Annotated in this window: 21 protein-coding genes and 1 other RNA gene; 9 read left to right on the top strand and 13 right to left on the bottom strand. The window is 44.1% G+C overall.

Annotated elements, in window-relative coordinates; all coding sequences use genetic code 11:
• Positions 1 to 70: 70 nt before the first annotated feature.
• The 3 genes from yiaY (at position 71) to SO_RS06910 (ending at position 3,011) form a co-directional block, all read left to right on the top strand.
• Positions 71 to 1,219 (top strand): L-threonine dehydrogenase, encoded by a 1,149-nt coding sequence (gene yiaY / locus SO_RS06920; protein WP_011071675.1) that lies wholly within the window; start codon positions 71 to 73, stop codon positions 1,217 to 1,219.
• Between the two features lie 718 nt (positions 1,220 to 1,937).
• Entirely contained in the window at positions 1,938 to 2,309 is a 372-nt protein-coding gene (locus SO_RS06915; protein ID WP_011071674.1) for a hypothetical protein, read from the top strand.
• A gap of 489 nt (positions 2,310 to 2,798) precedes the next feature.
• Positions 2,799 to 3,011 (top strand): hypothetical protein, encoded by a 213-nt coding sequence (locus SO_RS06910; protein WP_011071673.1) that lies wholly within the window; start codon positions 2,799 to 2,801, stop codon positions 3,009 to 3,011.
• A gap of 54 nt (positions 3,012 to 3,065) precedes the next feature.
• Here the strand turns inward: SO_RS06910 and SO_RS06905 are convergent, their stop codons facing one another.
• The 4 genes from SO_RS06905 to aceB form a co-directional block, all read right to left on the bottom strand.
• A complete protein-coding gene (locus tag SO_RS06905) occupies positions 3,066 to 3,434 on the bottom strand; it encodes an acyl-CoA thioesterase (RefSeq protein ID WP_011071672.1) in 369 nt (122 codons plus the stop codon).
• Between the two features lie 94 nt (positions 3,435 to 3,528).
• Positions 3,529 to 3,726, bottom strand: coding sequence for a hypothetical protein (locus SO_RS23160; protein WP_238560556.1), 198 nt, complete (start codon positions 3,724 to 3,726; stop codon positions 3,529 to 3,531).
• 357 nt (positions 3,727 to 4,083) lie between these two features.
• Entirely contained in the window at positions 4,084 to 5,406 is a 1,323-nt protein-coding gene (gene aceA / locus SO_RS06900) for an isocitrate lyase (RefSeq protein WP_011071671.1), read from the bottom strand.
• Between the two features lie 134 nt (positions 5,407 to 5,540).
• Positions 5,541 to 7,190 carry a malate synthase A gene (aceB, locus tag SO_RS06895; RefSeq protein WP_011071670.1) on the bottom strand — a complete coding sequence of 550 codons (1,650 nt, stop codon included), beginning with the start codon at positions 7,188 to 7,190 and terminating at the stop codon, positions 5,541 to 5,543.
• Between the two features lie 834 nt (positions 7,191 to 8,024).
• Here aceB and SO_RS06890 point away from each other — a divergent pair.
• Positions 8,025 to 10,472 carry a TonB-dependent receptor gene (locus tag SO_RS06890; protein ID WP_011071669.1) on the top strand — a complete coding sequence of 816 codons (2,448 nt, stop codon included), beginning with the start codon at positions 8,025 to 8,027 and terminating at the stop codon, positions 10,470 to 10,472.
• Positions 10,473 to 10,536: 64 nt separating this feature from the next.
• Here SO_RS06890 and SO_RS06885 read toward each other — a convergent pair whose 3' ends face one another.
• From SO_RS06885 to SO_RS06870, 4 genes are all read right to left on the bottom strand, one after another.
• Positions 10,537 to 12,306, bottom strand: a complete 1,770-nt coding sequence (locus SO_RS06885) for a monovalent cation:proton antiporter-2 (CPA2) family protein (protein ID WP_011071668.1) — start codon at positions 12,304 to 12,306, stop codon at positions 10,537 to 10,539.
• 209 nt (positions 12,307 to 12,515) lie between these two features.
• The gene (locus SO_RS06880) at positions 12,516 to 14,258 is read right to left on the bottom strand and encodes a tetratricopeptide repeat-containing diguanylate cyclase (protein WP_164925657.1); all 1,743 of its coding nucleotides are present in this window, start codon (positions 14,256 to 14,258) and stop codon (positions 12,516 to 12,518) included.
• A 48-nt stretch (positions 14,259 to 14,306) separates the two neighbouring features.
• A complete protein-coding gene (locus SO_RS06875) occupies positions 14,307 to 14,522 on the bottom strand; it encodes a hypothetical protein (protein WP_011071666.1) in 216 nt (71 codons plus the stop codon).
• 44 nt (positions 14,523 to 14,566) lie between these two features.
• Complete coding sequence (locus SO_RS06870) at positions 14,567 to 15,358, bottom strand: SAM-dependent methyltransferase (RefSeq protein WP_011071665.1); 792 nt, start codon at positions 15,356 to 15,358, stop codon at positions 14,567 to 14,569.
• 437 nt (positions 15,359 to 15,795) lie between these two features.
• Here SO_RS06870 and SO_RS06865 point away from each other — a divergent pair, with 437 nt between their 5' ends.
• The gene (locus SO_RS06865) at positions 15,796 to 16,287 is read left to right on the top strand and encodes an outer membrane protein assembly factor BamE (RefSeq protein WP_011071664.1); all 492 of its coding nucleotides are present in this window, start codon (positions 15,796 to 15,798) and stop codon (positions 16,285 to 16,287) included.
• Between the two features lie 91 nt (positions 16,288 to 16,378).
• Here the strand turns inward: SO_RS06865 and SO_RS06860 are convergent, their stop codons facing one another.
• Both SO_RS06860 and SO_RS06855 read right to left on the bottom strand, forming a co-directional pair.
• Positions 16,379 to 16,714 carry an RnfH family protein gene (locus SO_RS06860; protein WP_011071663.1) on the bottom strand — a complete coding sequence of 112 codons (336 nt, stop codon included), beginning with the start codon at positions 16,712 to 16,714 and terminating at the stop codon, positions 16,379 to 16,381.
• Entirely contained in the window at positions 16,704 to 17,141 is a 438-nt protein-coding gene (locus SO_RS06855) for a type II toxin-antitoxin system RatA family toxin (protein ID WP_011071662.1), read from the bottom strand. Before SO_RS06855 ends, SO_RS06860 begins: the two co-directional genes overlap by 11 nt.
• 264 nt (positions 17,142 to 17,405) lie before the next feature.
• Here SO_RS06855 and smpB point away from each other — a divergent pair, with 264 nt between their 5' ends.
• From smpB to SO_RS06840, 3 genes are all read left to right on the top strand, one after another.
• Positions 17,406 to 17,897 (top strand): SsrA-binding protein SmpB, encoded by a 492-nt coding sequence (gene smpB / locus SO_RS06850; protein ID WP_011071661.1) that lies wholly within the window; start codon positions 17,406 to 17,408, stop codon positions 17,895 to 17,897.
• Positions 17,898 to 17,969: 72 nt separating this feature from the next.
• Positions 17,970 to 18,324: a transfer-messenger RNA gene (ssrA, locus tag SO_RS06845) on the top strand.
• 268 nt (positions 18,325 to 18,592) lie between these two features.
• Complete coding sequence (locus SO_RS06840) at positions 18,593 to 19,840, top strand: integrase domain-containing protein (RefSeq protein WP_011071660.1); 1,248 nt, start codon at positions 18,593 to 18,595, stop codon at positions 19,838 to 19,840.
• Positions 19,841 to 19,958: 118 nt separating this feature from the next.
• Here SO_RS06840 and SO_RS06835 read toward each other — a convergent pair whose 3' ends face one another.
• The 3 genes from SO_RS06835 to SO_RS06825 all read right to left on the bottom strand — a co-directional run bounded on the left by SO_RS06835 (position 19,959) and on the right by SO_RS06825 (position 21,850).
• Complete coding sequence (locus tag SO_RS06835) at positions 19,959 to 20,573, bottom strand: hypothetical protein (RefSeq protein WP_011071659.1); 615 nt, start codon at positions 20,571 to 20,573, stop codon at positions 19,959 to 19,961.
• 341 nt (positions 20,574 to 20,914) lie between these two features.
• On the bottom strand, positions 20,915 to 21,079 hold the full coding sequence (locus SO_RS06830) for a hypothetical protein (RefSeq protein WP_164925656.1): 165 nt from the start codon (positions 21,077 to 21,079) through the stop codon (positions 20,915 to 20,917).
• A gap of 438 nt (positions 21,080 to 21,517) precedes the next feature.
• Positions 21,518 to 21,850: a membrane protein gene (locus SO_RS06825; protein WP_011071658.1), complete on the bottom strand. Its 333-nt coding sequence runs from the start codon at positions 21,848 to 21,850 to the stop codon at positions 21,518 to 21,520.
• Positions 21,851 to 22,072: 222 nt separating this feature from the next.
• Between SO_RS06825 and SO_RS06820 the strand changes: the two genes are divergently transcribed.
• Positions 22,073 to 22,327, top strand: coding sequence for a helix-turn-helix domain-containing protein (locus SO_RS06820; protein ID WP_011071657.1), 255 nt, complete (start codon positions 22,073 to 22,075; stop codon positions 22,325 to 22,327).
• The last annotated feature ends 40 nt before the right edge of the window (positions 22,328 to 22,367 follow it).

Here is a 22,367-nt window from a genome sequence, read left to right as displayed (position 1 = left end):
GCTACCCCTTAATTGGTAGTTTGGTCACTAGAAAGAAACAAATTTAATATACAAGCAAATAGGTGGACATATGGCTGCTAAATTTTTTATTCCTTCCGTCAACGTACTAGGCAAAGGCGCTGTAGATGATGCTATTGGTGATATCAAAACCTTAGGCTTTAAGCGCGCGCTTATCGTAACGGATAAACCTTTAGTCAATATTGGTCTGGTCGGTGAAGTGGCCGAAAAACTCGGCCAGAATGGCATTACATCAACCGTATTTGATGGCGTACAACCTAACCCAACGGTTGGTAACGTTGAAGCAGGTCTTGCGCTGTTAAAAGCCAATCAATGTGATTTCGTGATTTCATTAGGTGGTGGCTCGCCCCACGATTGCGCTAAAGGTATCGCCCTGGTGGCAACTAACGGCGGTAGCATTAAAGACTACGAAGGCTTAGACAAATCCACTAAGCCACAACTGCCGTTAGTGGCAATCAACACGACCGCTGGTACTGCCAGTGAGATGACACGTTTCTGTATCATCACCGACGAAGCTCGCCATATCAAAATGGCAATTGTCGATAAACACACCACGCCAATACTTTCAGTAAATGATCCAGAGTTGATGCTGAAAAAGCCTGCAAGTCTCACAGCAGCAACGGGCATGGATGCGCTCACCCATGCGGTTGAAGCCTATGTGTCTATTGCCGCGAATCCCATTACTGATGCCTGTGCAATTAAGGCGATTGAACTCATTCAAGGCAACTTAGTGAATGCGGTAAAACAAGGCCAAGATATTGAAGCCCGTGAGCAAATGGCTTATGCGCAATTCTTAGCGGGTATGGCCTTTAACAACGCCAGCTTAGGTTATGTGCACGCCATGGCGCACCAATTAGGCGGTTTCTACGATCTACCCCATGGTGTGTGTAACGCCCTATTATTACCCCATGTTCAAGAATACAACGCTAAAGTGGTGCCACATCGCCTAAAAGATATTGCCAAAGCGATGGGTGTAGATGTGGCGAAGATGACCGATGAGCAAGGTGCAGCTGCAGCTATCACCGCCATTAAAACCTTATCCGTTGCGGTGAATATCCCTGAAAATCTGACATTACTCGGCGTGAAAGCAGAAGATATTCCAACGTTGGCTGACAACGCATTGAAGGATGCCTGTGGTTTCACAAACCCTAAACAGGCAACCCATGCAGAGATCTGTCAGATCTTTACTAACGCGTTATAAGGTTATAAGCCCATACGCTTTATAGAGCATAAGCATTAGTGCCCGCTAATTTGCGCACCAATTGACAGGATGTTGTTCGGCTAGCGCCAGCTAATGACATAAGGATCGGCCCAAACAAGGGAACTTGTTTGGGCCTTTTCTTTTATCTGCCAAGACCGCCAAACAGTCATTACATCGTTCATAAAACCGCCACCAAGCCTTAATTTTCAGCAATTGGGATCGCACAGATCGAAAATTTTTTCAAACAGCGCAAAAACGTGATCTTGGTTGGTTACACGTTGTTACAAATCCGCTAGACTGGCTCTAGTTCGCTTTTTCCCTGCAAAAGATGAAGCCAGCTGAGAGGCCCATTCTAAGGAATGGGCCTCTTTCCATTCCAGTCCACACCAAGCATGTACTTCCCCCATATTTTGCTAATGTTAAATGGCTTACTCGTAGAGCATCTTTTATATTTTGCCCCATTCGTAATTGGTGCTTTATTGCGCAGTAGTTAAGCAAAAACGAATTTGAGTTCAAAACTGAGAGATAGCCCAAAGTTATTCGTTAAAAACTCATGCTAAATAAGACCTATGGGAAATCAATTAACTGGCTCATTTTTATATAAAAACACTTGTAAAAACTGTGATTTATCTCAGGCGATATCAGCGTAATTAATGATTGACCGAATTCAAAAACGATGCCTATGATGGCAGCAATATCCTCTACAGGTAGGTACGCTATGACAGCAATTACTCATGTATACAACTACACAGTTAGATGTCCGCATTATAAAGATCCTGAACATAACGCAAGTTGGTTAAACCATATCGAATTAAACCAATCGAGTGAAATTGCACTAAACCGTATCACCAAATGGCATGAGCTCTCAGGCACTAAATCCTTTGAAACCAGCAAGTTTGTCGTACGCAAAGCAGAAAATGAAGAAGCCTATTTTTCAATGCAAAGCGATAGACTTAAAAACGATGGTCATGCGCTAGTCACCTTTAAAATCTTCCTCGATACCTGCTGCGACGACGCTGCGCCAGAAGAAATTATGCAGCACCTAATTCAAGACTATCAGCAACGTTTAGCCAAGCTCGAACAGGCTTAATTGTTATTGGTAAATTGCGGTTAACGCGAGCAAATCGAATCCAAAAAATGCCAGTGCAAAAGTTCTGGCATTTTTTATTTGTTAAAGCAGTACAAGTTGTGCCAAAACAAAATCGACCCTCAACTCATTAACGCTAATATTTGCTAAACGCATTCTTGATTCACATCAGTAATAAACCTGAACTCGGAGTAACGAGTGTCGAAAAATCTAAATTTAACAAACTAAATCAATGCCATAAATGATTATTTTAAAAAGGGAAAATCTATTTCCTGACTGAATGTGCAGATTTTTGCGCATATCAAGGCGCTCTGTCGTACGCCATAGCGGGCTATGGTTAGACAGAGCAACGCAGAGAGGCCCGAAAAGATGCCTATTCAGCGGCTCTACTTATCCTGAGCTCAGGTTAATAGCATTCGCAAGATTCTTAAGGCGCAGTGCGCAACTATTTGGTATCTTGCGTGGCACAAGTTAGTTTTCAGGATGATTACAATGAAAAAAACCACACTCCTTATACTGCCACTGCTACTTGCGACAACAGCCTGCGCTGATTTAAAAGATGCCGGACGCGCCATCGGCACAACCACTAAGGATGTCACCAAAGAAATTGGCCACGCTACCCGTGACACCACCAAAGCCATTGGCCATGCCTCGCGGGATGCAGTTAAATCGGTAAAAGAAGATTTGACGAAGGACTCAGAGTGACGCCAGTGCGTCACTCTGTCTTAACAAGCTAAAGGTCTTATCAAGCTCAAGGCATTATGCCGCATTAGCGCAAATACCATGGGGGACTGGTAACCCTTGTGCATTCACGTTTACAAACACCATCTTATCGATACTCACCACCGGCGCTTGCGTCATTTTATTACGCACTTGGCAGCTGACCGTAATTGAACTGTGCCCTAGGCTGACAAGCTCCAAGCCAAATTCCAATACATCCCCTTGACGCGCTGGTGTCATAAAATTGATTTCCGAAATCAACTTAGTCACATGACTCGTAGTCTTCATCTGGCAGGCGGCAAAAATAGCGGCTTCTTCGTCAATCCAGCTCAGTAACTGGCCGCCAAAAAGGGTATTTGCAGGATTTAAATGCTCAGGTTTGACTAAACGACGACTGTAATATTTCATGACGGTAACCTCACTGTGAATGCCAAGTTTTACAACCAATTCACAGCATTATTTAGGCCAAGACAAATAACCATTAAATAATAATCAGATAGCATTATGTCTTTGTAAAACTTTTAAAAATTTGCACCAACTCGAGCCAGCGTTGCACCACAAACATCAAAGGTATAATACCAATCGTATTAAATATCTGCTCATTCAGCGGGAATTCTACGCGCTTTAGACAAGGCGAAGGCTTGAAGGCATAGCGGTGTTCTGTCGAAAGCCTTAAACGCAGTATAAAGCGCGTTGCCATACAGTGAACATCAGCCGCCCTTTGGGAGCCACACAGGCATCCCACTCCGGTGTTGCATTGACTTAAAAGGGAATAACCATTTCTGCGTCAATGCGCCTTGGATTGAAATGCCTGTGAGGCTCTGAACTGATTAGATATTTAATGTGATTGGTATAATGATAAAAAAATAGCGACTCAGAGAGTCGCCAAGCACAGGCAAGCAAAGTATTGACTGGGTAGGAAGTTAAGTCACAAGAGTTGACTTAAAAACCCGTGCAGCACATGTAGGAGAACTGCACGGGGACAACAGCTGCAATGCAGCTAAACACAGGGTTTACAGGTACAACATCTCACGGGTAAAACAACAACATGGTTGGCTTAAAACTGCTCTTCTTCGGTAGAGCCCGTCAGTGCAGTCACTGATGAATGGCCGCCTTGGATAACCGTAGTCACTTGGTCGAAATAACCTGTGCCCACTTCCTGTTGATGCGCCACGAAGGTGTAACCTTTCTTCGCTGCCGCAAACTCAACTTCTTGAACTTTCTCAACATAATGCTTCATACCTTCACCACGAGCATAATCGTAAGCCAGGTCAAACATGTTGTACCACATGTTATGGATGCCCGCTAAAGTGATGAACTGGTACTTGTAGCCCATGTCTGACAGCGCTTGTTGGAAGCGTGCAATCGTGGCGTCGTCCAGGTTTTTCTTCCAGTTGAACGAAGGTGAGCAGTTATAGGCCAGTAATTGATCTGGGTACTGAGCATGGATAGCTTCCGCAAAACGGCGCGCTTCTTCTAAATCTGGCTTAGCAGTTTCACACCAAATTAAATCTGCATAAGGGGCGTAAGCGAGACCGCGAGAAATTGCTTGGTCGAGACCTGCGTTAACGCGATAGAAACCTTCGTTGGTACGCTCGCCAGTGACAAAATCACGGTCATATGGGTCGCAATCAGAGGTCAGCAGATCCGCCGCGTTCGCATCGGTACGGGCAATCACTAAGGTTTCAACACCGCTCACGTCAGCAGCAAGGCGCGCTGCAACCAATTTTTGTACCGCTTCTTGGGTTGGTACTAATACTTTACCGCCCATATGACCGCACTTTTTCACTGAGGCTAATTGGTCCTCAAAGTGCACACCAGCGGCGCCTGCGTCGATCATCGACTTCATTAACTCGAACGCATTCAGTACGCCACCAAAACCTGCTTCCGCATCGGCAATAATCGGCAGGAAATAATCGACAAAGTTTTCATCTTCAGGATTGACACCGTTGCTCCACTGGATTTGGTCAGCGCGGCGGAAGGAGTTATTAATACGTGATACGACAGCAGGTACTGAGTTTGCTGGGTATAAGGATTGATCTGGGTACATGGTGCCAGCTAAGTTAGCGTCGGCCGCCACTTGCCAACCAGACAGATAAATGGCTTCAATACCCGCTTTAGCTTGCTGTACCGCTTGGCCGCCAGTCAGCGCGCCTAACGAGTTCACATAACCTTTCTTCGAGCCACCGTTAACGAGATCCCACAATTTAGCTGCACCACGCTTGGCAATGGTGTTTTCGGGTACGATTGAACCACGAAGTGCCACAACTTCTTCTGCAGTGTATGGACGACGGACGTTTTTCCAACGTGGATTCTCTGCCCAATCTTTTTTGATCGCGTCAATCTGCGCCTGACGTGAAGTCTGTGTTGCCTTAGTCATAGTGTCACTCCTTTCTGTGTGGTGTTGTAGCAAGTGACGCTGCCCCACAGCGCCACTCTGCCCATTGGTTTAATTGACGGTTCCACCGCCATAACGCATTCCATAGGACGCATTAAGTGTTAACGCATTTACAATTAAGCAGTTAGCATCTCGTAACCGGGTAAGGTTAAGAAGTCGACCAACTCATCAGAAGTGGTAATATCCTCAAGCAATACCGCTGCTTGGGTAAATTTGCCGTGGGTAAATCTGTCGCTGCCCACTTCTTTTTTCACATTAGCCAACTCTTCTACCAGCATGTCTTTAAACAATTGTTTAGTAACAAGTTTGCCATTGGAGAGTGACTTACCATGTTGGATCCATTGCCAAATCGAGGCGCGGGAGATTTCAGCGGTTGCCGCATCTTCCATTAATCCGTAAATCGGCACACAACCGTTGCCACTGATCCATGCCTCCAGATATTGCAGCGCGATGCGAATATTTAGGCGCATGCCTTGCTCGGTGCGCTCGCCATCGCAGGTTTTTAATAACTCAGCGGCTAAAATCGGAGCGTCTACATCGCGGGTAATGTGTAATTGGTTTTGATGGTCTTGGCCGATATACTCGTTAAAAATCCCCATGGCCGTATCCGCCAGACCGGGATGCGCAACCCAAGTACCATCGTGGCCATTACGGGCTTCGAGCTCTTTATCCTTTCGAACCCGCTGCAACACAGCTTCGTTCTGCGCAGGATCTTTTGCTGGAATAAAGGCAGCCATGCCGCCCATCGCTAACGCGCCACGTTTATGGCAGGTTTTGATCAACAGTCTGGAGTAAGCACTTAAAAAAGGCGTATCCATAGTCACCGCTTGGCGGTCCGGTAACACACGATCGCCATGACGTTTTAACGTTTTGATATAGCTGAAGATATAATCCCAACGGCCACAGTTGAGTGCGACAATGTTGGAGCGCAACTCATAAAGAATTTCATCCATTTCAAACACCGCAGGCAGCGTCTCAATCAAGCAAGTACATTTGATAGTACCCGCTTGAAGACAGAATCTTTCCTCAACAAAAGCAAACACTTTTGCCCACCAGCGCGCCTCGATATGACTCTCAAGTTTTGGAATATAGAAGTAAGGACCACTGCCCTTCGCCAGCAATTGACGATAGTTATGGTAAAAGTACATCGCAAAATCGAACAAACCTCCAGGGATAGACTGCTGGTTAAATTCAACGTGCTTCTCTTTTAAATGCAGGCCACGTACACGGCAGATCAATACCGCAGGATTAGGGCCTAACTTATAGTGCTTACCGGTTTCTGGGGCCGTGTATTCAATCTCTCCGCGTACTGCATCACGCAGGTTAATTTGGCCTTCAACCACTTTTTGCCAGCTTGGTGCCAAAGAGTCTTCAAAATCAGCCATAAACACTTTGGCATTGGCATTGAGCGCATTGATTACCATCTTACGTTCAACGGGGCCGGTAATTTCAACGCGGCGATCAAGCAGGTCATTCGGGATACCGCGGATCTTCCAAGCGCCATCACGAATCGCACGAGTTTCAGGTAAAAAGTCAGGTAAAGCACCTTTATCGATACGCGCTTGTCTATCTTTACGCTTGGCGAGTAAGGTTGGCACTTCAGCCCCAAATTCACGACAAAGTGATTCAAGCAACGCCATTGCACCTTCGGTAAAAATCACCTCTTGCCCAGGAATGGTATTTCCCACCAGAGCCAGAGTGCCATTCGCAGTGGCTTTATTCAGCGTCAAATTTACTTGTTGCTCACTTAAAGTGTGTTCCGTCATCTTCTCGCCCTCCCAAGAGGCTAAACGTTTGCTTGCTTACGACTCAATTACCAGCAAAGACATGAATAACAGTACAAACATTCACCGCAAAACATTCAAATGTTCGTTTAGAACCAAAACTTACAGACAAACATTTGTATTTGCAACTATCCAAAAGTGGCATAACAACAATTAAATTTGACCAAAAAAAGCGAAAAAATTGGTCTGACCAACACCAAAAATAAAACATTAACATATGATTTGTATATATTTTTAAAATTAACGCTTTTCAATCATTAACATCTAGTGAAATTTGTCAGACAACTTTACCACTTATACATCAATGTAATTTTATACGTAATTAAATTACCAATCGAAAAACAATGATTACACCACTTTTAACCTATTCGACCTAAGTCGAAAACGATAAACGTTTTGAACTCACGTGAAAGGAAAGCATTAAAATAATTATTAATCATATAGATATAAAAAACTCACCCAAGCCAAAATTCAAACATACGTTTCATTTTTACGTTTACGTAAACGTATATAACAATAACAAAGCCGTGACAGTGGTCACGGGTTATGTTTCTCGATCAAAAAGCTTAGTCCAAATGGTTAACCCTAAAAAAAATCACTTTTTTATAAAAAAAATGAAACAAATTAGAAATCTGACCGAGGGTACTTCAAATTGAGCACCATAGTGACGGCAAAGCTCGCCACAGGATAAATCGGTTAACCGTTTTCCATACGTAAAGATGACAAGCCTTTGGGACCTAATGTTCATCAATCAAAGGTTGCAAAGAGGATGGAAATCATTATCATTCGCAACAATTCTGTTTGGGGGAACTTTACATGCCAGTATCACAGCCTATATTTCGCTTATCATTAATCACACTCGCCTGTTTCAGCGCTTTAGCGCAAAACGTCTACGCCGAAAATACATCCACTGCACCCGACACCAACGTCGAGCGTATAACGGTTTATGGCAAACAAAACTCAGTGGTGAAGAACTCAGGACTCGCGACTAAGTCAGATATGTCTTTGATGGAAACACCCGCCGCCGTGGTGGTAGTAGACCAAGAACTGATCAGTGCTCAAGGGGTCGATAATCTCCAAGATTTAATTCGCAATATCAGCGGAGTGACTCAAGCGGGTAATAATTACGGCATAGGTGATAACTTAGTTATCCGTGGACTTGGTGCAAACTACACCTTTGATGGTATGTATGGCGGTGCAGGCCTAGGCAACACCTTTAACCCAACACGTTCTTTAACCAATGTAGAATCCGTTGAAGTGTTAAAAGGCCCCGCAACAGGCCTATACGGTATGGGCAGCGCAGGCGGCGTTATCAACCTAATTGAAAAGAAACCACAATTTGAGTCCAAGCACAAAATCACCACTGAAGTTGGTCAATGGGACACCTACTCACTCGCCATCGACAGTACGGGTGGAATAACCGATGATGTAGCTTATCGTTTAGTGGCCAAAACCGCCCGCAGTGAGGGCTATCGTGATTTAGGTGCTGACCGTGATGAGGTTTTCGGCTCACTAAAATGGGTATTAAGTGATAGCCAAGATGTGATGCTGTCGGGCGCGTATATCAAAGACGCCATTGCCGTTGACTCTATTGGCCATCCTATCCGTATATATAACGCCGATTCTGTCGGCGGTAAAACCGCAGGCGAAGTGACTTGGCAAGATTTGATTAACGATCCAAATGGTCAAGGTATACAACTGACCGACGAGCAACGTCAGCAATTAGCAGCATCACTGGCCAGTGGTGATGGCTTAACCCCCTATGCTTTTGGTGATGCAGGATTAATTTCCCCCATGGCCAAAGATAATGAAGGCGAAGAATTACGCTTCAAGCTGACCCACAATATCTACTTTACCGATAATCTGTTCCTCAACCAGCAATTGCAATATCGTGACTACACCACAGGTTTTGCCCGTCAAACTGGCGCTTACAACTATGTGTACTGGAATAATAAAGGCAAGATAAACGCAGATCCCCGCGCCCCACTCGTTGAAAATGGCGTGCTCTATCCCTTTGCTGCAAGACGTCAGGAATACCGTAAACTCGATGCAGAAGAAACCTCATGGCAGTATTTTGCCGACCTGCGCTATGACTTCCAAATCGGCAATATCGATAATGAGCTTTTGGTAAATGCTAACTACGAAGATCGCACGATTCGACTAGAACAATTCTCGATTTACGATGCGGATCAAGTCATTAAAGACAAGAAAAACAACGTCATCTACCGTGGTTCGCTGCCCTATATTTATGATATTCGCAATCCTAATTGGGGAACGGGTAAATTTGAGGACTACGATCCACTCAAAACCGCCAACTACAATAAAAAAGTCAGCGCTTGGGGCTTAGGCGTGCAGCATGTGGGTTATTTAGGTTATGGCTTTACCACTCGTGTTGGCGTGGCCTTTAACGAAATCAAACAAAGCTATGAGCATTTAGGTCTCGATGCGCGTTATAGCGCAGGTCAAGCGAGCCCAACTCCTGAAGCCGATAGCAAAGATAACGGTATTACCTATAACTTGGGCTTAACCTATATGCCCATCGACGATTTATCGTTTTTTGTTAACCACTCTAAAGGACGTACCGCCTATAGCATTTTAGGCTCAATCACAGGGAAAAATACCGACCGCGAAGACTCAGAATCTGTCAGTAATGATCTCGGCATGCGCTTTAAAGCCTTTGATGATCAGATGCTGGCTTCGCTCGTCTTCTTTAAAAGCTCACGGACTAATGTCCCTTACAACAACCCAGACTATAACGCCGGCGTGTCAACTGCCGATGTACCAGTGTATTTTTACGATGGCAGTGAAGATACCCAAGGGGTTGAGCTGGATCTCAATGCCCACCTAAATGAGCAATGGCGCGTTAACCTTAATGGCATGTATCAAGACGCAAGGGATAAACAAAACCCGAATGATAAAGCCAACTATGACAGCCGTCAAAAAGGGGTACCTTATGTCACCGCCAGTGCTTGGGTAACCTATGGCGCAGACTGGTTTGCCTTATCAAGCCCAATTGAGCTGAGTTTAGGCGCCAAATATGTGGATGAAAGAAGCACTCACTCAAAAGATTTTGGCATCCCTGATGGCTATGTCCCTAGTTATACTCTGGTAGATTCAGCAGTCAGTTACGCTACCGACTCCTGGAAGTTACAATTGAATATCAACAACCTATTCAATAAAGACTATTACAGCAAAGCCATGTTCCTCGGCGGTATGCCAGGCGAAGAGCGCAATGTGAAACTGCAATATAGCTACAGTTTCTAAACGTTTTCCTTAAACCCATAAACAATAAGAGAGCCCATTGGCTCTCTTATTTATTTTAGAATATTTAACTCACATTCTCCCTGTCGCCACGCATCAAAGACTCCAACTCAGCTTTACCTTTATTTGATAAATCAATAAGTTTTGCCAAATCATTTTGATGAGCGGCACTGGCTATCACCAGCTTTTTATCGTGCTCAGCAAAAATCTTCACCCGTTCATTGGCCTGCACTTGGGATAAACCTAAGCCCTGTAATATCTTCTCACTGGCTGATAAGGCCGAACCAAAGGTTTCGCGGAACACATCAGTCACCCCAAGACTCATTAATCGGTAAGCATGGTTACGATCCCGCGCCCGCGCAATGATATTAATATGGGGAAAATGGGTTTTTACCTGCTGGGCAATTTCAATCGAATCTTCAACACTATCAACAGCCAGTAATAATAACCGCGAGCGCGCAATCCCCGCCGACATCAACATATCTAAACGTCTAGCATCGCCAAAATAGACCTCACCACCATATTGACGGATCACATCCACATGGCTGGCATCCTTATCTAACGCCACAAATGGAATACCAGAGGAGGCTAAAATCCGTCCCGTGATCTGCCCTACCCGACCAAATCCGGCAATCACTACCTCAGACTCAGTGACATTGATGGTGTCGGGCAAGCGCGTATCCACCACCTTAGGCTTAGTGGCTCTAAATAGTGTGAAAATCATCGGCGTCACCGCCATGGATAAACCAATGGCGAGCACTAAGATTTGGGCAATCTTATCATCCACTATGCTGGATAATTGCGCCTGCGATAACAGCACAAAGGCAAACTCACCGCCCTCGGCCAAGATAAGCCCAAGTGCAATACTCGGGCGCCATGTATGGTGGCGCACTCGGCCAAGCAGCATCAGCACTAGGGTCTTAATCAGTAACATACCCAGCAAAATCGCAAGGATGAGTAAGGGATCGGTCAAAAACAGTTTGAGATCCATACTCATGCCCACGGCCATAAAAAACAGCCCAAGCAGTAAGCCCTTAAAAGGCTCTATATCGGTTTCGAGCTGATGCCGGTAGCTGGAGTTCGCCAGCATAATCCCTGCTAAAAATGCGCCCATCCCCGCAGACAACCCCAGCCACTCCATCAATTGGGCACTGCCCATCACCAACAATAGCGCAAAGGCAGTTAACACCTCACGAACGCCACTGCTGGCGACAAGTTTAAGTACCCGCGGTAACAGATATTTGCCCACCAACACAAAACCGATTAAAGCCACACAGGTCCAATACCAAGGCACTGCATGGTGTTCAATCTGGGCCGAATTGGGCGCAAGGTAAGCGGTTAACAGCAACATGGGGATCACCGCGAGATCTTGCATCAACAATACCCCAAAGGCATCGCGGCCAAGAGGCGTTGTTAGCAGTCGATGTTCACTCATCAACTGCACTGCAAAAGCGGTTGATGACAGCGATAATGCCGCCCCCACAACAAGTGCCGCCTCAATAGATAAGCCAAAACCCCAAGCTAAGCCACCAATTGCCGCCCAAGAAAGGAGTAACTGACCACTACCGAGACCAAAGATAGCGCTGCGCAGTTCCCACAGTTTGCTCGGATTAAGCTCAAGCCCAAGTACAAACAACATGAGTACCACGCCAAGCTCGGCAAAATGCAGCACGGCCGCAGGATCGGATACCAATGCCATACCTCCTGGGCCTAAAATCACCCCAGCAGCGAGATAAGACAGAATCGGTCCTGCGCCAAAACGTTTGCCCAAGGGCACAAAAATTACCGCGGCCAATAAAAACAACAGTACAGAAGTGAGCAGGCTCGACTCTTCCATTAGGTCTCCACTACGTTAGCGAAAGGCGAAAATATTGAGCAAAATACAATAGATGATTGCTTGCAATCATACTCCATTTGTTAAGCAAAAAGTTTGAAAAGTTGACCTAAAAATCGTCAGAAAAAAGCAGAAAAATCTAGAGAGTGTAAAAGTATCGAGTAGTTTTACATTAGTCCAAACAATCAGTTACAGATAGAGTACAAATCCACTTAAGGCTGCCTTGCTAACTCGCTGGTGAGATTGGTGACTCGCTTATCGCACATTAAGGCATCCTGGTAACAAGATACGCAGTTACGACCATTCGATTTTGCGGCATAGAGCGCCATATCAGCACGGTGCAAAAGTGGATCTAAGCTTAAATCATCTTTTGTCATACCGCTGACCCCAAAACTCGCGGTAATGGTAAATTTATGCCCCGACAGATGAGTATCAATCGCTTCTATTCGGCTGCGGCATTGTTCGGCAACGTCCAGCCCCTTAGCCTCATTGGCATAGGGTAAAAATAAGGCAAACTCTTCGCCGCCAATCCGAGCAAATACATCGCCATTACGAATATGAGGTTTTAACACCTCAACGACTTTTTTAAGCGCCCAGTCACCCGTGCCATGGCCGTAGGAATCATTAATCCGTTTAAAATGATCTAAGTCGAATAAAATCACGCAATAATCCCCCCCTCGGGCAGCGGCTTGCACAAACATATTTTCGCCAAGATCTTGCCCTGCACCACGGTTAAGCACGCCCGTCAGCGCATCCATTTTGGCCATGCGCATAAAACGCCGTTTTTGCAAATTGCCCACCACTAACAAAATCGCAAGAAAAAACAGCCCACCCACTAATATGGTGATAAACATGAGCATATTAGTGTACTCACGCTCTTTTACCATTTGCTGGGCGATGTAAAGTTCACGCTCTTTATTCAGCAAGTTGATTTCACGCGCCTGCTCATCGGCATTAAACTTAGCCGCCTGATAAGCAAGGGTTTTCATCCTCGACTCATCAAAAATCAGTTGATTATAATGCTGCTCTTTTCTGGAGTATTCATAGGCCTGTTCAAATTGCTGTTTTTGAGCATAAATCTTAGCGAGTACACCTGATGCACCGTGCTTAAGCTCTGTATTGCTAGAATCATCCACAAGATTCATAACATATTGAGCATGTAACTCAGCTTTCGTAGAATCTTGCAACAACAAATAAGCTTCACTGAGCAACTCATGTACGCTATTAATCTCCAGCTCAAAATTAAATGATTCATACCCCTTTAGAGAATCTAATAAGTAAGAGATAGCAAGCTGTGGCTCATTCAATCTAAGACTCGATTCTCCCATACCTTTTAATGCAATATTCGCAATTAGTGGGTAACCACTGGATTCACAATAACTACGAGTAGACTTAAATTCATCAAATGCTTGTGCATACGACGCTATCTCTAATTGATGTACTGATAGATAAAGCCTAGCCCCACAAATATCTTTAACATCACTTTCGGAGGCAAGAGCAAGCGCTTTAGTTGCATATGTAGCAACTTCCTCTGAGATCCCCATAGCCGAATACAAGCTAGCTAAACGTAAGTAAGACGCACGTTTAAGATTTGTGTCCTCTATTCGTTCGATTAAACCAAGACTCTTTCCCATTGCAATAAATGCATCATTGAAATGACGTAAAGCAATATAGGCTGTTGCCTCATAACTATATGCAGAAAATAACATTTCCGAGTCTTTGAGTAAGGCTTCTGCTTGGCCCAATAACTCAATAGCAGTTTGATATTGTCCTGAATAAATAGAAGCTGCACCTTTAAAGAGCAAAACTCGTCCCTGCTGTAAGCGAGACATAGCACCAAATTCAGATTCAATTGTTTTAATTAGGTTTATAGCAGCAGGTAAATCAGAATGTTGTAATGTTTCAATCTTAGTTAGCGTTTCATCATAATTTGTAGTTGAAGCAATCAAGGGCATACAAAGTATGCTCAAGATTGCCAAAATGAAAACACTAAAAAACTTCAATTAATCACCATTACCATGTGAAATAACAAGGTAAGATTGATAGCTACTATCACCACTTAACGTTTTGAGCTTTTCCATATCCCCAGTCATTACAGCGTTAATTTGTTCATCAGTTAATCCGTGGGCACGCATCACCGCCTCAGGATTCTGTTTATAGTCTTCCATTAACTGCGCATCTTGGCCTAACTGGGTAAAAAAATCCGATAATCCAGACATGTTTTCTCCTTATTGTTAATAATGATTCAATAACACACTTCAATTTATCCCAAATCTTCGGGACCGATCCCTAACTTAGCCAAAATAGCATAGTTGTACTCCAGCTTTTTTGCTGGCGGAATTAACAACGTACTAATCGGCATTAAGTGTGCTTGGGGTAAATTCGCTAAAGGTAAACGCTCGATACGCGGGGCTTGGATTGGCAAATTGGCCGCTTCGTATATGACCACCTCATGGTCGAGGGGATACCATTGATTCAACTGCTCCACGAGGATCTGCAACCTATCACTCGAGGTATGAAATTGGGTTAAGGTATGTTCGCCTGCAATGGCGATTTGCCAGAGTAATAAGTGGGTAGTGGGATCGGGCACATGGTTGAAAAACATAAACTGGCTAGCTTCAAAACTTTGATGCCCCGAGTTGCCGGGGTCAATCCCTAAGTCGGCCCACAGGCAAGCTTCGGCCGAAATCCCCGGCTCCATCTTTGCCGAAAACCCTTCGGCCTTCGCCCGAGTTATCGCCATATGGGATACACAGGCAAATACCCCCGGATGACCGTAGAGTGCACACACGGTTTTTTTACCCGCTCTCACCGCATCTAGAATGGCATTGACCATTTGCTCGTAGGTGTCTCGGCGATTTTTAACTTCACCATTTTGCGCATAAAACTGCTGCAAATTGATGACATTGGGGTTGAGCTTCGTCAACCAACGCTGCGAGAAACCGTCAGGTAAGAGTGAAAATACAATATCGGCATGTTCAATATAGCTGCGGCTTAATACGCTAATTTGCCCCGCGAGCTGTAACCCAGTGCCCACACAGACGAGTGATCCCAAATGCCTCTCCTTAAGTGGTACTAACGCAAACTTCTTATCAAATAATCAAGCACCAGCATACTTATCACGGGCTAAAAATGAATCCTTAAAGCTACGCCATACACGCCGACATCATCGCCAACGTCACCAATACAAATTTTTCACAACTTTACCCCTATTGTAGCAACAACGCCACACCATAATACTGTATTTGGTTAAGTTTCCAGACCTTTTTGGCGCCCTACACGATAAACACAATCCAAAAAACGATGCTGGTAACAATCCCCATAAATCAGTGTCCATGATAAAAATCTTCACTCAAAGAGAACTAAAACCCGCGGCTTAGGTCGAAAACTCACACAATTGCAACGATAAGCGCAGCAACGCCCAATTACCCTTGTCATAGGGGGGAGTGCTTGGGTATGATGGCCGCCAGATTTTCAGAAGTAGCGCATACAATGATCAATAAAAAGCAAAGTCTTACCCTGCTGAGCGCCATTGCACTCTCAGTTTCGCTCAGTGCCTGTAGCGTATTTGATTGGCTGATCTATAAGCCCGATATTCCGCAAGGCAACTACATGGAACCGCAACAGGTTGAAAAGTTGCGTATCGACATGACTAAAGAGCAGGCCGAATATATTCTTGGCCGCCCAGTACTGCGTGACAGCTTTGCCGATGACACTTGGTATTATGTTTACCACTATAAAAGTGGCCGCGATGCGAGCATTACCCATAAAGAACTGATCCTGCACTTTACGGGTAACAAATTAAGCTTAGTAAAGGGTGATTATGAATTAAGCCCAGAGTTTAATACGCCGCTTGAGCAAAGTAAGTTGCCGATGGTAAACACCACAGAATCTGCGCCGCAGGTGCCGGCACAGCGCCCTGACGAAAAGCCATTAGTGAAAGAAAATCAAACTGAAGCGCAAGTTCAAAAGCCAATCAAGTAAGTACTATTTTTTAACATTTGCCTTAAACACACTTGCCTTAAAAACAAAAAAGCGCCAATGGCGCTTTTTGTTTGCTCACGAGAAAGACTTCTCAGGACACCCGCCCACCTGTGACTTTATTAGCACGGCCTTCATCCTTGGCTTTATCAGCACGGCGACGACGTACATCCTTAGGATCTGCAATCAGCGGGCGATAAATCTCAACTCGTTGCCCAGGTAAAATCACTTGGTCATGCTTAACCACATTGCTAAACACCCCAAGTTTTACCGTCTCTAACTCAATCTCAGGGAAAAAACTCACCATATTGCTTTGGCGCACAATATCAATGGCACTCGTGCCGGGTAATACGCTAACCGAAATCACCTTCTGCTGAGTCGGCAACGCATAAATAACATCGACGACGAACTTATCTGCTTCATTTGTCACTGTAAATTACCTTAGCGCGGCTGGTAAATGCCGTCACCATAGACACCATAAGATCATTAAACACTTTACCAAAAGCCATATCGACCAATGAGCTGGAAAACTCGAAATTTAAATCGAACTCCACCTTACAGGCATCTTCAGTCAACTCGGTAAAACGCCACTGGCCAAATAAGTGTTTAAAAGGCCCATTTTCAAGTCTTAACTCGATACTCTTTCCCGGCACCACCTGGTTGCGTGTAGTAAAGGTCTTACGGATCCCCGCCTTACTCACCTCCACCGAAGCCACCATGGTTTTACCATCAAACTCAAGCACTTTACCGCCCACACAACCGGGTAAAAACTCTTTGTATGACTCAACATCATTAACTAAGTCATACATCTGCATGGCACTAAAACGAACTAACACACTTCGAGAAATTTGCGGCATAAAGCTTGGCACTCTCAATCTAAGGAAACACGCGATCTCAAGCGAACTCCGCGCGCCCTAATCTCTAGGGAAGCTAACAAAATTGGTTGGGATTCTACCACGATACTTAAAAAACGCATCCCTCACATCGCGCCAGTTTTCCCTATGATGACACAATGAAAGCCGTACAAAAAACCAGCAAAAAAGTTACCAAGGGTTGAAATAGCTCAAATAAACCCTTATATCCATTTCAAATTGATTCACCGTGCGTATAATGGCGCCACTATGGTAAAGAAAAACTCAAAAAAAGCCGCGCCTGCGACAATCGCACGAAATAAGCGCGCAACCTTCGAATACCGTTTCGAAGAAAAAATGGAAGCTGGCCTGTCCCTCATGGGGTGGGAAGTGAAGTCTATCCGCATGGGTAAAGTCAACCTGTCGGATTGCTACGTATTCTTAAAAAATGGTGAAGCCTTTATGCATGGCTGTACCATTATTCCACTCAATACCGCTTCAACCCATGTGGTCTGCGATCCTATACGACTCAAGAAATTACTGTTAAGTCGTAAAGAGTTAGACAAATTAGCTGGTTTAGTGGAACGCCAAGGCTATTCAATTATTCCCATCTCCATGTACTGGCGCAAAGGTGCATGGGTCAAAGTGGAAATCGGCCTAGGTAAAGGTAAAAAAGATCACGACAAGCGTGAAGATACCAAAGCACGCGAATGGGAAGTCGAAAAAGCCCGCGTAATGAAAAAGGAAAAAACGCGCGGATAATGAACAAACGATTGAACTTGAAGCAAATGATACTAGGTTATCTTTACGCTACGGGTTACAATCAACTTTCTTGGGGGCGATTCTGGATTCGACAGGATTCACGAAACCCTGGGAGCATGCCGAGGGGCGGTTGGCCTCGTAAAAAGCCGCAAAGTTATAGTTGCAAACGACGATAACTACGCTCTAGCCGCTTAATGCCGCTAGCCATCTACCACACGCTTTGCACATGGGCAGTGGATTTGATGGTCATCTCACATCGTGCTAGCGAGGGAACCCTGTCTGGGGGTGAACCGCGAAACAGTACCGGACTCACCGTGTGGGATCCTGTCTTTCGGAGTTCAAACGGTTAAACAATAGAAAGACTAAGCATGTAGCGCCTTGGATGTAGGTTTTCTGGACGCGGGTTCAAGTCCCGCCGCCTCCACCAAATGATAGAACGAAGACGTCCTAGGACGTCTTTTTTATTGCCTTGAATAGCTTAAAATCAATGACTTAGCGAAAAACCTTATCCGTAGACGTCCAATAATGGTTGGTAACATCCATGCTTTTTAGTAACATCAGAAGTAACACCAGCACTTGGCCTTAAAATGCGGTGTTACTAAAAATGGTGTTACCTATTACAAATCAATAATTTATATAAATTTTGATTTTAGTAACACTGAGTATCAACAAAATATTGGTGCTAAGGTGTTGTTATGGCAAGACTTACTAAGCCGTTATCTGATACAGAAATAAAAACAGCCAAACCAAAGGATAAGGAATACAACCTTGCCGATGGTGGCGGACTACAGATCAGAATTAAGCCTAATGGCTCGAAGCTCTGGCTACTAAACTATTCACACCCAATAACGAAAAAGCGTCAAAACCTGAGTCTTGGCACCTATCCAGATATTTCATTATTATCTGCTCGTAAACTCGCACAAGAAGCTCGAACTCTCTTAGCGCATGGCACAGACCCTAAAGCCCATAGAGAAGCACAGATTGCCGCTAAAGCAGCCATCATAGAACATACTTTTGGTAAAATTGCTGCCGAGTGGTTTGAGCGGAAAAAAGATGAGGTTACAGAAGATCATGCAGCAGCTACTTGGCGCTCTTTTAAGCTGCACTTACTACCCTCACTTAAAGACATCCCAATAAGTCAAATTACTGCGCCTATGGTTATTGAATTCTTAAGACCAATAGAAGCCAAAGGTAATTTAGAAACAGTAAAACGACTCACCCAAAGGTTAAACGAGGTGATGATCTATGCCGTAAATACAGGGCTAATACATGCCAATCCCCTATCAGGTATTAAGGCTATTTTCAAAAAACCTCGTAAAGAACACTTAGCAGCCTTGAAGCCAGATGAGTTACCGGAGTTAATGCAAGCTATTGCCAACGCAAGTATTAAAAAAGTGACTCGCTTTTTAATTGAATGGCAACTGCACACTATGACTAGACCAAACGAAGCCGCCGCTGCTCGTTGGGATGAAATCAATTTTGATGAGCGTATTTGGCTTATTCCTGCAGCAAGAATGAAAATGCGCCGAGATCACCAGATCCCACTAACAGAACAAACTTTAGCCCTCCTAGCAGCAATTAAGCCTATATCGGGACACAGAGAATATATTTTCCCTGCTGATAGAGATCCAAAAACTCACAGCAATGTACAAACGGCTAATGCTGCATTAAAACGCATGGGCTTAAAAGACAGAACTACAGCGCATGGTTTTAGGTCTCTAGCAAGTACCACACTCAATGAGCAGGGCTTTGATCCTGATGTAATCGAAGCAGCGCTCGCTCACACGGATAAAAATCAAGTACGCAGTGCCTATAACCGCAGTATTTACCTTGACCGCCGACGAGAAATGATGACCTGGTGGAGTAACTACATAGTGGAAGCAGCTAAAGGGAACGTCAGTCTTGCGCATAATGCCAGAAATTTAAGGCTTGTAGCTCAATAAAATAGTTCTTTATATAAAACCACAGCAAAAGTAAGGGACTGCCAAATTGCAGTCCCTTACTTTTGCTTCGTTTCTCTATCAAGGCTAGGATGACCTTTTAAGGGATTTTTTGAAGTGCTTACGGGGACGACAATGAACCTGACACAGAATTATGAACAGCCTCTGCTCGCCAGTTATATAAGGATCGTCTCAGCCCCTCATGCAGGCCATCAGTAGAATCACTGCGTTGATCAGAGAACACTTCTAGTGGCATTCCGAGCAAGTCAAGCAACCAGTCTACCACTTGCGCAACTGGCATATATAAAGTGGCATTTCCGTTTTGTTCAATAATCTCAGGAAGATACCAGAATCGACCGCCCGGCATACCCGCATCTAACGGCTTAGGCAGGTTCCAAAATGCAACTCGACGTGCAAGGCCTGGCACGAGAAAATAGCCCAACATATCCCAGACAATTTGCCGCTGGTCTGCAGCAAAGGTCCATGTATTAAGCTCAATATGCTTATAAGCATTAGCAAACTCCATTAGGTCATCCATTGCATCGAGTTGCATTTGCGGATCCATGTCAAAGGCGGCAAAGACAGCCTCTAACGTTTCTACGCCCATCACCCTGTGCATATCTAGACTTAACTGGCCCTTGGCAAACTTATCCTTTTTGTTGGTTGGGTAACCTTGAATCCCCGCACTTTGGCGGATTTCAAGCAAAATAGACTCAATTAGTGGCAAACTGCTCATCGTTAGTTCCTTTAGCTGACCGACTGCTGATCATTCTGGCAATTCCATTCCTTGTTTTCACTGAAACCTGATGTACCCCCCTATAAAGCAAATGAGCAACTTCTTTATGTTACTGTTTTATAATAGCTTTAAACTAATTTGGTTGAAGTATTTGCTTGAACCACAATCTCAAATCCTTCCTTTTGCTAGACCTATCCAAATCGATATAAACCACGTGTTCGATTACCTCTGGTTCTAAGAGTGGATTTTTAAAAATACTTAAACTAAAGGTATCCGCTGATATTTGAGAAATACGGTACAGATAGTATTTATCAACATACTTTTTCACAGCGTCTTTTTCGTTACCTTTCAACCAGATTCAGGTCCCAATTTTGATTAGACGTAAATTGATCCCGCGCTTCTTCACTAGCAAAGCTCAAGATATCGTAGCCTAATGCCAGGTCTCCGGTATACTGCCCAACCAAAAGCGGAAAACGTGATGGTTTTAAGCTTTCTTCAATTTCCAATACTTTTCTTACGCAAAAATAGCCACTTAAGGGGGCATAGCTTGCAACACATGCACCACCAATTCGACTGACTTTTTTAATGCTGAGGCGTCGATATATGGTCAACTAAATTTGGCCACGAAGCTGGTAAGCCCCCCCAAACTTAATCGGTGATATGCCCACATCACTGTGCACAATCTACGTCGCACCTGCCCTGCTTTTAAAACAAAGTACGACAGGACACGTTGCTAAGCGTTGCCTTAAGCACAATCTAAAGGGTGTTGAAGGGATTTATAACCAGCATGATTATTTCGATGAGCGAAGGAAAGGGTTTCAAAAATTGTCGCAATATTTGAAATTGATTATAAACACCTCATACCGAAATAATAACTATCTAGATCTAGCTCAGTTAAAGGCTTTTTAACTGAGCTTATCATCTCTAAAGTCAACAGTAAGATTTTACCTAAACTGGGTAAATCCTAACACATTGACCATAAATCCTTCACACGCCATAAAACCAATTAGTCCGCCAATAAATTGAGGTCCAACACTCCAAAATATACGTTTATAAAATGCATCCATAGCACCTGATGTAAAGTATGCATCCGGCCTAACAAAGCTTAAAAATACTCCTCCTATAAAGGAGCCAATCGTCATAAACAGAGTTCCAGATAAAATAAAAGCTATCCATCCCCAAAAACCAAGTTCAACGTTGCTCTTGAATATTGTCAACAAAGCCATTGATAGTACTAATAAAAAACAAATTATCAGATATTTAATAAACCGGTCCATTTTTGAAACTCTCCTAACTGCTTTAAAATTAAGAGATTAGTAATGGCTGTAACAAGTCATCTCGAAGCTGAGCGGATAGAGAAAATATATTAGATTTACCCCATCAACTGGTTCAGTCAGATTTGATGCAATAACCAACCTCCAAACTCATATTAGAAACCCTAATACATAACCAAAATATCCCAAAATGGGATAATTTACAACTTCGTCTACTATCGGCCCATGAAACAAAAGCTATGGTCCGATAGAGAAGAAGCCTTACGTAATGAATTGAAAGCTATGCGTAAAAATGCAGGCCTCAGTCAAAGTGAGCTCGCTCTTAAATTAGAAAAGCCCCAAAGTTTCGTATCCAAGTACGAGAGCGGGGAGCGCCAACTCAAAATCTTAGAGCTTGAGCAGGTTTGCTTTGCCTGTGGCACATCAGCACATGCATTTTTGAAAGATTTTAGTGAGCAGTATCTAGAAAAAAACGCATAATAAAGCCTTACTAAAGAGGCTTAACGCTATTAGGTCGGTT

The sequence above is a fragment of the Shewanella oneidensis MR-1 genome (assembly GCF_000146165.2).
GTDB classification, from domain to species: domain Bacteria; phylum Pseudomonadota; class Gammaproteobacteria; order Enterobacterales; family Shewanellaceae; genus Shewanella; species Shewanella oneidensis.
This window is presented reverse-complemented; position numbering and strand designations above follow the sequence as displayed.

What these genes read in the sequence shown, in the direction of transcription:
- yiaY (WP_011071675.1), top strand. Translation starts at nt 71, where the DNA reads ATGGCTGCTAAATTTTTTATTCCTTCCGTCAACGTACTAGGCAAAGGC.
- SO_RS06915 (WP_011071674.1), top strand. Translation starts at nt 1,938, where the DNA reads ATGACAGCAATTACTCATGTATACAACTACACAGTTAGATGTCCGCAT.
- SO_RS06910 (WP_011071673.1), top strand. Translation starts at nt 2,799, where the DNA reads ATGAAAAAAACCACACTCCTTATACTGCCACTGCTACTTGCGACAACA.
- SO_RS06905 (WP_011071672.1), bottom strand. Translation starts at nt 3,434, where the DNA reads ATGAAATATTACAGTCGTCGTTTAGTCAAACCTGAGCATTTAAATCCT.
- SO_RS23160 (WP_238560556.1), bottom strand. Translation starts at nt 3,726, where the DNA reads ATGGCAACGCGCTTTATACTGCGTTTAAGGCTTTCGACAGAACACCGC.
- aceA (WP_011071671.1), bottom strand. Translation starts at nt 5,406, where the DNA reads ATGACTAAGGCAACACAGACTTCACGTCAGGCGCAGATTGACGCGATC.
- aceB (WP_011071670.1), bottom strand. Translation starts at nt 7,190, where the DNA reads ATGACGGAACACACTTTAAGTGAGCAACAAGTAAATTTGACGCTGAAT.
- SO_RS06890 (WP_011071669.1), top strand. Translation starts at nt 8,025, where the DNA reads ATGCCAGTATCACAGCCTATATTTCGCTTATCATTAATCACACTCGCC.
- SO_RS06885 (WP_011071668.1), bottom strand. Translation starts at nt 12,306, where the DNA reads ATGGAAGAGTCGAGCCTGCTCACTTCTGTACTGTTGTTTTTATTGGCC.
- SO_RS06880 (WP_164925657.1), bottom strand. Translation starts at nt 14,258, where the DNA reads ATGCCCTTGATTGCTTCAACTACAAATTATGATGAAACGCTAACTAAG.
- SO_RS06875 (WP_011071666.1), bottom strand. Translation starts at nt 14,522, where the DNA reads ATGTCTGGATTATCGGATTTTTTTACCCAGTTAGGCCAAGATGCGCAG.
- SO_RS06865 (WP_011071664.1), top strand. Translation starts at nt 15,796, where the DNA reads ATGATCAATAAAAAGCAAAGTCTTACCCTGCTGAGCGCCATTGCACTC.
- SO_RS06855 (WP_011071662.1), bottom strand. Translation starts at nt 17,141, where the DNA reads ATGCCGCAAATTTCTCGAAGTGTGTTAGTTCGTTTTAGTGCCATGCAG.
- smpB (WP_011071661.1), top strand. Translation starts at nt 17,406, where the DNA reads ATGGTAAAGAAAAACTCAAAAAAAGCCGCGCCTGCGACAATCGCACGA.
- SO_RS06840 (WP_011071660.1), top strand. Translation starts at nt 18,593, where the DNA reads ATGGCAAGACTTACTAAGCCGTTATCTGATACAGAAATAAAAACAGCC.
- SO_RS06835 (WP_011071659.1), bottom strand. Translation starts at nt 20,573, where the DNA reads ATGAGCAGTTTGCCACTAATTGAGTCTATTTTGCTTGAAATCCGCCAA.
- SO_RS06825 (WP_011071658.1), bottom strand. Translation starts at nt 21,850, where the DNA reads ATGGACCGGTTTATTAAATATCTGATAATTTGTTTTTTATTAGTACTA.
- SO_RS06820 (WP_011071657.1), top strand. Translation starts at nt 22,073, where the DNA reads ATGAAACAAAAGCTATGGTCCGATAGAGAAGAAGCCTTACGTAATGAA.